Source organism: Frateuria sp. (assembly GCF_013362045.1).
Lineage (GTDB): Bacteria > Pseudomonadota > Gammaproteobacteria > Xanthomonadales > Rhodanobacteraceae > Frateuria_A.
The window spans coordinates 1-13,242 of sequence record NZ_JABFWW010000130.1 but is presented as its reverse complement, the minus strand read 5'-3'; the positions used below and the strand labels follow the sequence as shown (position 1 = coordinate 13,242).

At 70.6% G+C, this 13,242-nt stretch carries 15 protein-coding genes and 1 pseudogene; 7 read left to right on the top strand and 9 right to left on the bottom strand.

What is annotated here, in order from left to right:
- Positions 1 to 134: 134 nt before the first annotated feature.
- The 4 genes from HOQ08_RS06045 to ftsY all read right to left on the bottom strand — a co-directional run bounded on the left by HOQ08_RS06045 (position 135) and on the right by ftsY (position 3,811).
- Positions 135 to 413 (bottom strand): oxidative damage protection protein, encoded by a 279-nt coding sequence (locus HOQ08_RS06045; protein ID WP_291192475.1) that lies wholly within the window; start codon positions 411 to 413, stop codon positions 135 to 137.
- A 129-nt stretch (positions 414 to 542) separates the two neighbouring features.
- Complete coding sequence (gene mutY / locus HOQ08_RS06040; protein ID WP_291192474.1) at positions 543 to 1,616, bottom strand: A/G-specific adenine glycosylase; 1,074 nt, start codon at positions 1,614 to 1,616, stop codon at positions 543 to 545.
- The gene (locus HOQ08_RS06035; RefSeq protein WP_291192473.1) at positions 1,613 to 2,665 is read right to left on the bottom strand and encodes an AsmA family protein; all 1,053 of its coding nucleotides are present in this window, start codon (positions 2,663 to 2,665) and stop codon (positions 1,613 to 1,615) included. Before HOQ08_RS06035 ends, mutY begins: the two co-directional genes overlap by 4 nt.
- A gap of 12 nt (positions 2,666 to 2,677) precedes the next feature.
- Positions 2,678 to 3,811, bottom strand: a complete 1,134-nt coding sequence (gene ftsY, locus HOQ08_RS06030; protein WP_291192472.1) for a signal recognition particle-docking protein FtsY — start codon at positions 3,809 to 3,811, stop codon at positions 2,678 to 2,680.
- 121 nt (positions 3,812 to 3,932) lie between these two features.
- Here ftsY and rsmD point away from each other — a divergent pair, with 121 nt between their 5' ends.
- The 7 genes from rsmD (at position 3,933) to HOQ08_RS05995 (ending at position 9,767) form a co-directional block, all read left to right on the top strand.
- Positions 3,933 to 4,508 (top strand): 16S rRNA (guanine(966)-N(2))-methyltransferase RsmD, encoded by a 576-nt coding sequence (gene rsmD, locus HOQ08_RS06025; protein WP_291192471.1) that lies wholly within the window; start codon positions 3,933 to 3,935, stop codon positions 4,506 to 4,508.
- Between the two features lie 29 nt (positions 4,509 to 4,537).
- The gene (gene coaD / locus HOQ08_RS06020; RefSeq protein WP_291192470.1) at positions 4,538 to 5,071 is read left to right on the top strand and encodes a pantetheine-phosphate adenylyltransferase; all 534 of its coding nucleotides are present in this window, start codon (positions 4,538 to 4,540) and stop codon (positions 5,069 to 5,071) included.
- The gene (locus HOQ08_RS06015; RefSeq protein WP_291192469.1) at positions 5,064 to 5,561 is read left to right on the top strand and encodes a hypothetical protein; all 498 of its coding nucleotides are present in this window, start codon (positions 5,064 to 5,066) and stop codon (positions 5,559 to 5,561) included. Before coaD ends, HOQ08_RS06015 begins: the two co-directional genes overlap by 8 nt.
- A 174-nt stretch (positions 5,562 to 5,735) precedes the next feature.
- Complete coding sequence (locus tag HOQ08_RS06010) at positions 5,736 to 5,996, top strand: YfhL family 4Fe-4S dicluster ferredoxin (RefSeq protein ID WP_291192468.1); 261 nt, start codon at positions 5,736 to 5,738, stop codon at positions 5,994 to 5,996.
- Positions 5,993 to 7,717 carry a gamma-glutamyltransferase gene (ggt, locus tag HOQ08_RS06005; protein ID WP_291192467.1) on the top strand — a complete coding sequence of 575 codons (1,725 nt, stop codon included), beginning with the start codon at positions 5,993 to 5,995 and terminating at the stop codon, positions 7,715 to 7,717. The genes HOQ08_RS06010 and ggt overlap by 4 nt, the downstream gene beginning before the upstream one ends.
- Positions 7,718 to 7,851: 134 nt before the next feature.
- Positions 7,852 to 8,718 carry an MBL fold metallo-hydrolase gene (locus HOQ08_RS06000; protein ID WP_291192466.1) on the top strand — a complete coding sequence of 289 codons (867 nt, stop codon included), beginning with the start codon at positions 7,852 to 7,854 and terminating at the stop codon, positions 8,716 to 8,718.
- Positions 8,715 to 9,767, top strand: a complete 1,053-nt coding sequence (locus HOQ08_RS05995) for a TMEM43 family protein (protein ID WP_291192465.1) — start codon at positions 8,715 to 8,717, stop codon at positions 9,765 to 9,767. Before HOQ08_RS06000 ends, HOQ08_RS05995 begins: the two co-directional genes overlap by 4 nt.
- A gap of 106 nt (positions 9,768 to 9,873) precedes the next feature.
- Here the strand turns inward: HOQ08_RS05995 and HOQ08_RS05990 are convergent, their stop codons facing one another.
- From HOQ08_RS05990 to HOQ08_RS05970, 5 genes and pseudogenes are all read right to left on the bottom strand, one after another.
- Positions 9,874 to 11,133, bottom strand: a complete 1,260-nt coding sequence (locus tag HOQ08_RS05990; protein WP_291192464.1) for an HDOD domain-containing protein — start codon at positions 11,131 to 11,133, stop codon at positions 9,874 to 9,876.
- An 85-nt stretch (positions 11,134 to 11,218) separates the two neighbouring features.
- Positions 11,219 to 11,668, bottom strand: coding sequence for a flagellar protein FlgN (locus HOQ08_RS05985; protein WP_291192463.1), 450 nt, complete (start codon positions 11,666 to 11,668; stop codon positions 11,219 to 11,221).
- A 7-nt stretch (positions 11,669 to 11,675) separates the two neighbouring features.
- Positions 11,676 to 12,002, bottom strand: a complete 327-nt coding sequence (gene flgM, locus HOQ08_RS05980; protein ID WP_291192462.1) for a flagellar biosynthesis anti-sigma factor FlgM — start codon at positions 12,000 to 12,002, stop codon at positions 11,676 to 11,678.
- Positions 12,003 to 12,099: 97 nt separating this feature from the next.
- Positions 12,100 to 12,795: a flagellar basal body P-ring formation chaperone FlgA gene (gene flgA, locus HOQ08_RS05975; RefSeq protein ID WP_291192461.1), complete on the bottom strand. Its 696-nt coding sequence runs from the start codon at positions 12,793 to 12,795 to the stop codon at positions 12,100 to 12,102.
- Positions 12,795 to 13,242, bottom strand: a pseudogene (locus tag HOQ08_RS05970) (chemotaxis protein); the annotation flags it as partial. The gene flgA and the pseudogene HOQ08_RS05970, both read right to left, overlap by 1 nt.

Below are 13,242 nucleotides of genomic sequence, written 5' to 3'. Positions count from 1 at the left end.
GGGACGGAATCGAACCGCCGACACGGGGATTTTCAATCCCCTGCTCTACCAACTGAGCTACCCGGCCGGGAAGAGGGCAGCGCGCGGGGCGTGCTGCGTGGAGCCGCGCATTTAAGCCGATGAGCGTGCGTGCGTCAAGGTTCGTCGGGAGGGACGTAGCCGGTGGCCTGGGCGACTTCGCCGCCGCCGAAGAAATATTTCTCCATCTCGCCGGCAAGGAACTGGCGGGTCTTCGCTTCCAGCGGGTTGAGGCGGTACTCGTTGATCAGCATGGTCTGGTGGGCGAGCCATTGCTGCCAGGCCTGCCTGGAGACGCGTTCGTAGATGCGCTGGCCGAGCGGGCCGGGCCAGGGGGCGAAGTCGAGGCCCTCGGCATCGATGTCGAGCTTGGCGCAATGGACGGTACGGGGCATTGGAGGGTTTTCCGGATGCGGCTCAATGTGCCGTTCGCGCCGGGCGGGCTGCACCGGCAGTGCGGAACCGCAGCGTGTCCGCGCGATCCGCCGTCGTGCAGTCCTTCGACTTGGGCCGGTGGCCTGCGCTCAGGACGAACGGAGTGGTTGCTGCGCCAAGGCATCGAGCAGGCTGCGCACCGGGGCGGGCAGGCCGAGGCCAGGCCATTCGTCGCGGGCGCACCAGCGCAGGGTTTCATTATCGGCGATGGCGGGGTGGGCTGTCGCGCCATCGAAGAGCAAGGGCTCGACGGCCAGGCGGTAGTGGCTGAAGACGTGGACGAACGGCACGAGCGCCTGTGCGTCGTCCAGCTGTGCGTGGCTCTGCGCCAGGCGCCAGGCGGTGTCGTGGTCGGGCGCCTCGGGCAGGCTCCACAGGCCGGACCAGACGCCCTGCGGTCCGCGCCGCTGCAGCAGCACGCGCCCCCCGGCATCGCGCAATACCAGCATGGTGGTGTTGCGCGTGGGCAGGGCCTTGCCTGGCCTGGGCGTGGGCAGCTGCGCGGTGCGGCCTTCGCGGCGCGCGACGCAGGCTTCGCTGAGCGGGCAGGCCTGGCACAGCGGGCGCGAGCGCAGACAGACGGTGGCGCCCAGGTCCATGATCGCCTGGGTGTAGTCGGCTACGCGTTCGTGCGGCGTGTGTGCGTCGGCCCGCTGCCACAGCTGCTTCTCGACCGCGGCGGTGCCTGGGTGGCCTTCGATGCCGTGATAGCGCGCAAGCACACGCTTGACGTTGCCGTCGAGGATCGCAAAGCGCAGCCCGTGCGCCTGGGCGAGGATGGCGCCGGCGGTGGAGCGGCCGATGCCCGGCAGCGCGGCCAGTGCATCGAACTCGCGCGGCAGTTCGCCGCCGTGGCGCTCCACGCACAGCTGCGCGGCACGGTGCAGGAAGCGCGCGCGGCGGTAGTAGCCCAGGCCCGACCAGAGGGCGAACACCTGGTCCTCGGGCGCGGCGGCAAGCGCGGGCAGGGTCGGCAGGGCTTCGGTGAAGCGCAGGAAATACGGAATCACCGTGGCGACCTGGGTCTGCTGCAGCATCACTTCGGACAGCCACACGCGATAGGCGTCCCGGTGGCCTTCCGAAGCCGGGGCTTGCCAGGGAAGGTCGTGGCGCCCATGGCGATCGAACCAGGACAGCAGGTGGGCGGAGAAAGCGACGGTCATCGGGAGGAGCCGGTGGCGGGTGCGGTGCCGGTGCTGGTGGCAGGCGGGGGCGTGAGTTCCAGTTGCAGGCCTTCCACGCGCACGCCGCCCAGGTCGAGGGTGGCTGCGTCGAGGTGGCCGCTGCCTGGCGGCACGGCCAGCAGCGGCCCATGCTGATCGTGGATGCCCGCCCACCACTGCGCTATCCCCAGCGGCGGCAGGCGCAGGTCGATGTGGTCGCCGGGTCCATCGAGCTTGAGCGCCACCAGCAGCGGATCGTTCTGGTTGGCGGGGGTGAGGCGCAGGGAGATGTCGTAGTGGCCGGCGTGCACGTGGTCCAGCGAGCCGGCCAGCGTGGCCGCGGCATCGGCGGCGCCGTGCCAGTGCGCTTCGCCGGCCAGGCGCATGGACAGCGCGGAGCCGCGGGTCAGGTTGAGGTCGATGCCGTTGAGCTGCAGCGCGTTGCCCTGGATGCGTGGCGTGGCGGTGAGGCGCAGCTGCATGGGTGTGCCGTCGGCATCCTTGGCCGACATCACCAGCGGAAACGCCCGGCCCGAGAGCAGGCTGCCGGCGTCGAGCGAGAAATCCCGCAGCAGCAATTGATTGCCGCGCACGAGCGTGCCGCGCGCGATGCGCACGCCGGTGTCGATGCGCGGGATGTTGGGCGGCGCGTTGGCCGGCCGCGGCGGCAGGCTGGAAAGCCAGGCCTGCAGCGCGTCCAGGTCGACCCGCGGCGCGTCGATCTCCAGCCGCGATATCACCGTCGGGCCGCCGAACAGCGTGCGCCATGGCAGCGCGAGGCGGCCGCTGGCGGCCAGCAGGATCGGCATGCTGGCGCCCTGTGCGGTGAGGGTGAGGCCCTGCAGCTCCAGCGCCGGGCGCGGGAACAGCGTGGGACTGGCCGGGCTGGCGAGGCTGAGTTCGAGTCCGGCGCCATGCGCCTGCTGCTGCAGCATGGCGGTGAAGCGTTCCGGTTGCAGCAACAGGTAGACCGTCACCAGCAGCGCGACCAGGCCGGCGGCGAGCAGGCCGGCCAGACCCAGCAGCGCCAGGCGCAACCGGCGGGTCATCGTCGCGCGCGCTCAGCCACGCGCCAGCGTCGCCGGCAGCAGGCCATCGACATAGGCGCGCGCGTCGAACGTACGCAGGTCGGTGGCGCTCTCGCCCAGGCCGACGAAGCGGATCGGCAGGCCGAACTCGCGCGCCAGCGCGAACACCACGCCGCCCTTGGCGGTGCCGTCGAGCTTGGTCACGACCAAGCCGGTCACGCCGACGATCTGCTGGAACTGGCGCAGCTGGCTGATCGCGTTCTGGCCGGTGGTGCCGTCGATCACCATCAGCACCTCGTGCGGCGCGTCGGCATCGAGCTTCTTCATCACGCGGGCGATCTTGGACAGCTCGTCCATCAGTCCGCCCTGGGTGTGCAGGCGGCCTGCGGTGTCGGCGATCAGCACGTCGGCGTTGCGCGAACGGGCGGCCTGCAGCGCGTCGAAGATCACGCTGGCCGCGTCGGCGTCCTGGCCCTGCGCGATCACCGGCACGTTGTTGCGCTCGCCCCAGGTCTTGAGCTGCGCCACCGCGGCGGCGCGGAAGGTGTCGCCGGCAGCGAGCAACACCTGGCGGCCCTCGTCGCGCCACCTGCGCGCGAGTTTCCCGATCGTGGTGGTCTTGCCCACGCCGTTGATGCCGACGATGAGCACGACAAAGGGTTTGTGACCGGCCACCTTCAGCGGCAGCTGCACCGGCAGCAGCATCGCCACCAGCGCCTCGCGCAGCGCGGCCAGCAGCGCGTCGGCGTCGGCGAACTCGCGCTTGTGCATGCGCTTGCGCAGCGCCTCGACCAGCGTGCTGCTGGCCTCCACGCCGACGTCGGCGGTGATCAGGATGGTTTCGAGTTCGTCGAGCAGTTCGTCGTCGAGCTTGGGATGGCGCACGAACAGCGAGGTCAGGCCCTTGGCGAAACCGCTGCCGGAGAGCCGCTCGCGCCAGCTGCGCCTGGTCGGCGCCGGCTCGGCCGCCACGGCGGGCGGCGGCGGTTCATCGACCACGGCCGGCTCGGCCGGAGCGAGCTCGGCGCGCGCCTCGTCCAGGGTCGGGCTGGCGTTGTCCAGGGCGGCGACGTCGGCGGCATGCGCGTCGGCGGTCGGCATCTGGCCTTGCTCGGCGGGCTGCTCCGAAATCGTTTCGGCGGGCTTTTTCTTCCAGAACTTGAGCATTGCGGCAGCGTTTCCAAGACAATGCGCGGATGCTAGCACCGGCAACCAGACTGCCCGCTGAGGGCCGCTTCACCCGTGACGGTGCGCCTCGTGCAGCGATCGCGTGCGGGGTGGCGGGGGCATGAAGGGTGCTCCCGGCCGCATCCGCATCATCGGCGGCACGCTGCGCAATTCGCGGCTGGACGTGCCGGACCTGCCGGGCCTGCGCCCGACTCCCGAACGCGTGCGCGAGACGCTGTTCAACTGGTTGGCCCCGGCGCTCGCCGGCGTGCAGGCGCTGGACCTGTGCGCCGGTACCGGGGCGCTCGGCATCGAGGCGCTTTCGCGAGGCGCCGCGGCAGTGCGCTTCGTCGAGCGCGACGCGCGCGCGGCGCAGGCCCTGCACGCGAACCTGGCGCGGCTGAAGGCCGAGGGCGGCGCAGTGACGGTTGCCGACGCGCTGGCCTTCCTCGATGGCGCCGCCACGCCGTTCGGGCTGGTGTTCCTGGACCCGCCGTTTGCGGCCGATCTCTGGCCTGCGCTAGCCCAGCGGCTGGAAGCCAATGGCTGGCTCGCCGCGCAGGCGTGGGTCTACGTCGAATCGCCGCGCGACCACGCGCCCGCGCTGCCGCCGAACTGGGTGCTGCACCGCGAAGGCCGCGCGGGCGAGGTGCGCCATGCGCTCTATCGCCGCTGCGCGGAGCTTCCGTTAAGCTAGCGGACAACCTACGCGGTGCAGCGCCTCACGTGAACAAAGCCCTGGTCAACAAGCGCCTGGCCGTGTATCCAGGCACCTTCGACCCGATCACCAACGGCCACGCCGATCTGGTGTCGCGCGCCGCGCCGCTGTTCGAGCGCGTGGTGGTCGCGGTAGCCGAGAGTTCCAGCAAGGGGCCGGGCTTCAGCCTGGACGAGCGCATCACGCTGGCGCGCCTGGCATTGGCCGACCTGCCCAACGTGGAGGTGCGCGGCTTCAACAGCCTGCTCGCTTCCTTCGTCAGCGAGATCGGCGCCGGGGTGATCATCCGCGGCCTGCGCGCGGTGTCGGACTTCGAGTACGAGTTCCAGCTGGCGAGCATGAACCGCCACCTGATCCCGCAGGCGGAGACGCTGTTCCTCACGCCCGCCGAGCAGTACAGCTTCATTTCCTCCTCGCTGGTGCGCGAGATCGGCCGTCTGGGCGGCGACATCTCCAGCTTCGTGCACCCGGCGGTGCAACAGGCCATGCGGCAGCGCTGGCGTTCAACCATGTCCAAAACAGAGGGTGACAACTATGCGTAAGTTCCTGATCGCCGCAACGCTGGCCGTGGCCGGCACCCTGGCCCTTTCCGCCTGCAACAAGCAGGAGGACAACCAGCAGGCCGCCCAGCAGGCCGCCGTTCCCAAGCCGACCAACCCGAGCGACGCCCAGGCCTGGAACGCCTACCTGGGCCAGATCGTGCAGAACAACATGCAGGGCATGACCGCCGAGCGTCCGTACGCCTACCTGGTGCCGGCCGGCGACGACGACGACGCCAAGGCCAAGTACGACCGCCAGCTGCAGAACGTGCAGGAAACCATCGCCCGCGGCGTGCTGCCGGGCAACCTGCTGGCCTTTGCCGGCCCCAGCTCGACCAAGACCGCCGATTTCGTGGTCGCCGCCTTCAAGGACGCCAAGCCCGGTTCCTTCAAGGACGTGATCGTGCTGTTCATCGGCGACCAGGCCGACAAGGACCGCGTGACCGCCGCGCTGCAGCCGATCGGCGCGACGGTGCGCTTCGTGGCGATGTAACAGGCGCGCGCGCCAGCGCTCGAAACGCCCGCGATCGCCGATGGCATCGCGGGCGTTTTCGTTTCGGCGATACGAAAAGCCGCAAGGCTGCGCAAATGCTCCTTCTCCTCCGGCCCTGCCCGGGGGAGAGGGAGCAAGCAACCAAGGGCGGCCTCACCGCGGTACCATTGACGGATGTCCCTGAAGATCCTCGACACCTGCGTCAACTGCGACGTCTGCGAACCCGCGTGCCCGAACAAGGCGATCTCGATGGGCGAGGACTACTACGTGATCGACCCGGCGCTGTGCACCGAGTGCGTGGGCCATCATGACGAGCCGCAGTGCGTGCTGGTGTGCCCGGTCGAATGCATCATTGTCGACGACACGCTGGCCGAGACGCATGAGCAGCTCGAACTCAAATACCGCCAGTTGATGGCCAAGGAGACCACCGAATGAGTCTTGCCCCGCGTTGGCGTGTCCTGTTGCTGAGCCTGTTGCTGACCTGCGGTTCTGCCTATGCAACGGATCCGCCTTCGCAGGTGGCCCATGCACCCGCCGCCGTCGCGCAGGCACAGAAGCCTGGCCATGCGGCGATCGCCAGCGCGAACTTCCTGGCCACCAACGCGGGGCTGGAAGTGATCAAGGCGGGCGGCAACGCGTTCGACGCGGCGGTGGCGGTGGCTTCCACGCTTTCGGTGGTGGAGCCGGAAAGCTCGGGGCTGGGCGGCGGTTTCATGGCCGTGCTGCGCCGCGCCTCGGACGGGCGCGAGGTGTTCATCGACGCGCGCGAGGTGGCGCCGGCCGCGGTGAATGCGAAGGATTACCTCAAGAGCGACGGCACGCCCGACCGCGACACCGCGCTCAACGGACCATTGTCGGCCGGCATCCCCGGCGAGCCGGCCGGCCTGGCATGGCTGGCCGAACACTACGGCAGGCTGCCGCTGAAGCAATCGCTGGCGCCGGCGATCCGCATCGCGCGCGACGGCTTCGAGCCGGACAGCCGCCTGCGCGGCTCGATCGAAGAACGCGCCGACGACCTCCGGCGCTGGCCCGCCTCGGCCGCCAAGTATCTCGTCGACGGCAAGCCGCCGGTGGAAGGCCGGACCTGGCGCGATCCGGACCAGGCGCGCACCTTGCAGACCATCGCCGACCGGGGCGGCGACGGCTTCTACAAGGGCGAGGTGGCGAAGAAGCTGGTGGCCGCCGTGCGCGCCGCCGGCGGCAACTGGAGCGAGGCGGACCTGGCCGCCTACCAGGTGAAGGAGCGCGCGCCGATCAGCGTGGACTACCGCGGCTACCGCATCGTCACTGCGCCGCCGCCGTCCTCCGGTGGCGTGGCGGTCGCCGAGATCCTCAACATCCTGCGCGGCGTGGAAACCGAAAAGCTCGACCGCGCCCATCGCATCCACTACGTGATCGAGGCGATGCGCCGTGCGTTCCGCGACCACAACGACTACCTGGGCGACCCGGACTTCGTGAAGATGCCGCTGGACATGCTGCTGTCGCCGTACTACGCCGACGGCCTGCGCCAGAGCATCCTGCCCGACCGTGCCACGCCCTCCTCGATGCTGCCTTCCAGCGCCGCGCGCGACCCCGGCCCGCACACCACGCATTTCTCGATCATCGACAAGGACGGCAACATGATCGCCGTCACCTCGACGGTGAACTACACGCTCGGCTCCACCTTCGTCGCCGCCGGCACCGGCGTGCTGCTCAACGACGAGATGGACGACTTCGCGCTGGTTCCCAACAAGCCCAACGTGTACGGCCTGCTCGGCAGCACCGCCAACGCGCCCAAGGCGGGCAAGCGCATGCTCTCCTCGATGACGCCCAGCCTGGTGATCGGCAAGGACCGCACCGCGGTGATCGGCTCGCCCGGCGGCTCGACCATCATCACCCAGGTGCTGGAAGGCATCCTCGCCTTCATCGACGGCAAGGACGCCAGCGACATCGTGGCCCAGAAGCGCTTCCACCACCAGTTCATGCCCGACCGCGTGGACGTGGAGCAGGGCGTGTTCGACCCGGCCACCGCGCGCGAACTCGAGCGCATGGGCTACGCGCTGCACCCGCGCGAGCCCTGGGGCTTCATGAACGTGGTCACCTGGGACCATCGCAGCAATACGCTGGAAGCGGCCAGCGACCCGCGGCGGCCCTCCGGGCTGGGCAAGGTGCAGTAGGCATGCTCTCCCGTCCTGGCGGCCCGCAAGCGGGCTGCTAGGACGGCCCGCCTCGTCCGGCGGAGACGGCAGACAGCACCGCCGCCCCTGCGTAGAATCGCGGGACAGACATCCTTCCGGACATGGGACGTGTCATGCAGCTGTGGTCCCTTGAGGGCAACACGCAAAAACTCGACGGCGGCGCGATGTTCGGCAACGCGCCCAAGGCCATGTGGGCGCGCTGGATCGAGCCGGATGCGGAGAACCGCATTCCGCTGTCCTGCCGCTGCCTGCTGGCCAGGGACCTGGACGGGCGCAACGTGTTGTTCGAGACCGGCATCGGCGCGTTCTTCGAGCCCAAGCTGCGCGAGCGCTACGGCGTGGTGGAGGATCGCCACGTGCTGCTCGAGTCGCTGGCCGAAGCCGGCCTTTCCCACGAGGACATCGACGCGGTGGTGCTCTCGCACCTGCACTTCGACCATGCCGGCGGCCTGCTGGCGCCGTGGACCGAAGGCGAGCCGCCGCGGCTGCTGTTTCCCCGCGCCACCTTTCTGGTCGGCGCCGGGCACTGGCGGCGCGCGCAGTCGCCGCATCCGCGCGACCGCGCCTCGTTCATCCCCGAACTCACCGGCCTGCTCGAGGCGAGCGGGCGGCTGGAGCTGGTCGAGGGGGCCCATTCGAAGACGCTGGGCCGGTCGGTCCGGTTCCATTTTTCCGACGGCCACACGCCCGGGCTGATGCTGGCCGAGGTCGACGGCGTGGTGTTCTGCGCCGACCTGATTCCCGGCCGGGCCTGGGTGCATCTGCCGATCACCATGGGTTACGACCGCGCACCGGAGACCCTGATCGACGAGAAGCGCGCGTTCCTCGAGGACAAGCTCGAACGCGGCGTGCGGTTGTTCTTCACGCATGACCATGCCTGCGCGCTGGCGCGGGTGACCCGCGACCAGCGCGGCCGCTTCGGCACCGCGGACGAACAGGCTCGTCTGCGCGGCGAAACCGCCGGCGGGATTGCCGGGTGAAAAGGCCTTTGCGGATCGGCACGCGTGCCTTGCTGCTGCGCGGCGGCGGCGCGGTGCTGCTCATCGCCGGGCTGGGCCTGGCGGCGATCACCGAACGCAGCCTGCTGATGCATCATCTCGCCGCCATGCGCCACGGCGGCGACATCGTCGTCGTGGACTCGCACGGTCCGCGGCCGGGCCTGCACGGCAGCATGGTGCTGGTCTCGGGCACCCCCGAGGTGGTCGAGGCGCCGCGCGATGCCGATTTCAACCTGAGCATTCCCGTGCCAGTGCTCGAGCGCAATGTGGAGATGTTCCAGTGGCGCGAGGTGCGGGTGGGCGCCGACCTGCACTACGAGCTGGACTGGTCGGACCAGCTCCAGGACAGCGGCCGGTTCCGGCAACCGGCAGGGCATGCCAACCCCAAGGCCATGCCGCTCGAGAGCAAGCGCTTCGATGCAGGCAAGGTGCGCGTCGGCGGCTTCGTGCTGGGACCGCTCCTGGTGCATGCATTGCCCGGCACGCAGACGGTGCCGCCGGATCCGTCGCGACTGCCGGCCAATCTCGCGGCAAGCTTCAGCCTCTACCACGACTACCTGACCACCAGTGCGGACCCCGGCTCGCCGCGGCTGGGCGACGTGCGGGTGAGCTGGCAGGCCGTGCCGCTGCAGCCGGTGACGATCCTGGCGCGGCTGGACGGCGACCGGCTGGTGCGCGCCAGCGGGGCGGACGATGGCCAGGGTTACCAGGTGCAGGTCGGCCAGCGCTCGCTCAGCGACGTGCTGCCGGACGTACCCGAGCCGCCCGAGTTCACCCTGGCGCGACGCCTCGGGGCGATCGTGCTGGCTGCGCTGGGATCCTTCCTGCTGCTGTGGGAGCGCCGCCGCCGCGTCAGCGACCCGCTGCTGGCGCTGGCCGTGGGGGCGACCGCGATCGGCGCGGTGTCCTGCGCCTCCTGGCTCGGTGGCGACTGGCAGCCGGTGCTCAACTGGCTGGGCGTAACCACGGCCGGCGTGCTGGTGGTGGCGCTGCTGCACCGGCGGACCGGCAGGCAGGACCGGGTCCCTTAGCAGGCGGCCGCCCAACGGGCAGGACGCTGCGCACGGGCTTGCCGCGAAGGCGGCGTTGCCGCAATGCGCGGGAAGGTCCTTCCGACCACGGATTACGGCCTGCGTCCTAGGCGGCTGCGGGAGCCTTGTGGTCGGCGAAAGCGTATACCTGGTCCGCCCACTGGGTCGCTTCCAGGTAGATGCCGGCCATGCGCTGGATGTGCTGCGGCTGGGCCTGGCCGCTCAACTGGCCCGCTTCCCAGGCGTGGATCTGTTCCAGCAGCGGGCCGAACGGGCCGCCGTTGCCGACCAGCGCGTCGCGGATTTCCGGCACCAGCGGCAGCTGCGCCAGCACGAACTCCATCGGCGCGCACATCAACGTGTCCAGCAGCGAGAACAGGCCCACGGTGAAGGCCATTTCCTTCTGCGCGCGCGGCATGCTGCCGGCCAGTTGCTCGCACATGTGCGCGCGGATCAGCGCGGTGCGCAGCAGTTCCGGCGGCCGGTCGTCCATGCCGCCCAGCGACATGGTGTAGACCCAGTTGCGCATGCGGGTGACGCCGAAGAAGATCGCCGCCTGCTGCACGGACTTGAGCTGCTTGGGCAGGCCGAAATAGGCCGAGTTCACGCAGCTCAGCAGCTTGTAGGAAAGGATCGCGTCGTTGCGGATGATGTCGCCCAGCTCGACCGGGCCGGGGCTGTTCTCCTGCAGCTCGCGCATCAGGCGCAGCAGCGACAGGCGGTTGGCCGAGAGCACCGGCACCTCGACCTGGTCGGGAATCAGCAGGTAGCGGCCCTGGATCGCCTGCAGCGGCAGTTCCAGGCAGCGCTGGTAGGTAGCGTGGTCATCCACGTGCCCCGCGACCACCCAGATGCCGCGCTCGTGCAGGCGCTCGGCGCGTGCGCGCAGTTCTTCCGGGCTCAGCGCATTGGCGTCGAGCCGCACGAACTGCACCAGGTGCACCAGCGCCTCCATCGCGGCCGAGCCGTGCAGGTCGGCCGCGCCGGCGTCCAGCATCAGCAGGCACCCGCGCTGGGCCATCTTCTGCAGGCGTTCCATCAACTCGGCATCGTCGGCCATCGCAGGCTGCAGCACCACGCCGAAGCGCGGCTGGTGCAGCAGCACGTCGGTCTGGTCCAGCAGCAGTTCGCGCGAAAGGGCGAGGAAGGTGCGGTTGCCGCGCACCAGCCGGGTCAGCGCGCCGTCGGCCAGGGTCGAGAGCACGCGCTGCATCAGCTCGTGCTCGTCGCCGGCATGGCGGTGGAACATGATCTCGTAGGCGAACAGCTCGCGTTTCTGGTCCAGCATCGGCACCCGCACCACCGGGAGGGGCATTTCGCGGTTGCCGGCGAGGCGGGACTGGGCGGAAGCAGCGGTATCGCTCATGGCTTTGATCTGCTCGCGGGACGGGCCCGCCTTAGGTTGGATCGCCACCGGCCCTGCGGCGCGGTGTCCGTAAGGCTGTGATGCGTCAGGCCGAGGCCAGGTGGTGCGAGCGCAGCGCGGTGCGCACTTCGCCGGCCGGTCCGTAGACGCCCTTGGCGTCGCCGCCCTGGCCGGTCAGCACGGCCAGCGCCTCGCGCACCTGCGCCAGCCGCTGGCCGACCAGGCTGCCGTTGCGCTGGTTGAGTTCGTGGCAGCCCTTGAGCCGTTCCAGCACCTCGCGCCAGCGCGTCTCGACCTGCGTGGCGGCGGCCGGTTCGAGCTTGAGCATCTGCATGCGCTCGGCATCCAGCTGTTCGAGCTGCTGCATCAGCGCCTGCTTGCGGGTGCCGGCGCGGTCCAGCGCCAGCGCATCGGCGGCGACCAGCGCCTCGCGTTCGTCGGCCAGCGTCGCGGCAAGCTCGGTGACGGACCGGTGCAGGTCCTCCACCACCGCGGCCAGCGCGGCTTCGAGCTCGTGGTGCAGGTGCCTGCTCATGGCTGGATTACGGCTTGGCGGTGCCGGCCATCTGCGCATCCAGCGCCAGCATCCTGTCGGCGATGGCGCCCGGATTGACCTGGTAGCTGCCATCGGCGATCGACTTGCGGATCTGCTCGACCCGCTTGGTGTCGACCACGGCCTGGCCGTCGACCTTCGCCGCCTCCTGCAGGGCGCGTGCCGAGTCGGTCAGGCGGACGCTGTCGTCCTTGCCGGCCACGCCGGCAGGGGCATCGCTGGCGGCGTTGCCGGCGCCGGCGGCCGTGCCGTTGGCCTGGCTGCCGGGGGGCTGCGGCAAAAGCGGCAAGCCGTTGTTGGAAATGGTCGTGTTCATCGGTCCTTCTCGAGTCGGTTAGGCCCTGTTCCTCTGGAAATCGGCCGGGACGGGGAAAACTTTAGCTCCATCCGTCGCTTCGGTTGCCGGCATCGGTTCATGGCAGGGCCACGACCACGCCGGGGGCACGCACGATGGCATCCACCACGCGGCCGGAGCTGCCGTTGCGCACGCGCAGGCGCGCGCCCGAATCGCCGCTGCCCAGGGCAACGCCCTCGGCGCGCACGGCGATGCCGTCCAGCTCGGCCACCATCTGCACGTGGTCGCCGGCGCGGATCATCTGCCGGCCGCCCAGCGCGCCGGGCGTGAGCACGCTGCCGGCGGCGAGCGGCCGCGACAGGCTGCGCTCGGCCACCTGGTCCATGCTCCCGATATAGCCGTACGGCAGGCGCGCGACGTCGCGCTCCTCGGAGTGGACGTCCCCCGCCACGATGCCGTCGCCGCGAAGCAGCGGCCGGCTGGCCACCAGCACCTGGCGCCAGACCTTCAGCGTGACCGGCACGCGCACGGCCCAGCCGTCGGCCACCGGACAACGCACCAGTACGCTCAGGCGCGGCGCCACGCGGTCGCCGCCGGGAAGGCTGGCGATGAGCGGCAGGGCGCAGCCGCCGATGCGCAGGCGCGCATCGAGCGGGTCGGATTTCACCTCGATGCGGCTGCCGGGCGCGGCGTAGTGCTGCTGCACGTAGCGCTCGGCCTGGCCGCGCACGTCCGCTTCCGGCGTCGGCGCAGCCAGGGCCGGCAGGGCCGCCCCGAGCAACGCGAGCAGCAAACAGCGGCGCGGCAGCGTCATCAGGCCTGCGCCAGCAGGGCGGCGAGCTGGGCGACCAGCGCCTCGCGGTCGGATTCCAGCCGCTGGCTGATCTGCTGGGCCTGGTCCAGCTGGCCGTTGACCAGCAGGCCGACGAAGGCGTTGCCGTGCTCGGACAGGCGTGCCCCGGCCTCGCTCAGCGCGCCGGCCGCCGGATGCTGCGGGTGCTGCGCGGCCAGCCGGCGAACGGTGCGGTCCAGCGCCTCGGTGTCGAACCAGCGCCGGTCCAGCGCTCCCGGCTCGAGCAGCGCCAGCTCCATCGCCTGGCGGATGCCCTGCGCCGACTCGCGCACGGTGAGGCTGAGGCTGGCCGGGTCGTTGCCGGCCTCGTGCTCCAGCCAGCCCAGCGCCAGGCGATGGGCGAGCAGGGCGGCGCGGCTGAGCGCCTCGCTCTGCCTGCGCGCCTCGGTGCTGCGCCGCTGCAGGGCG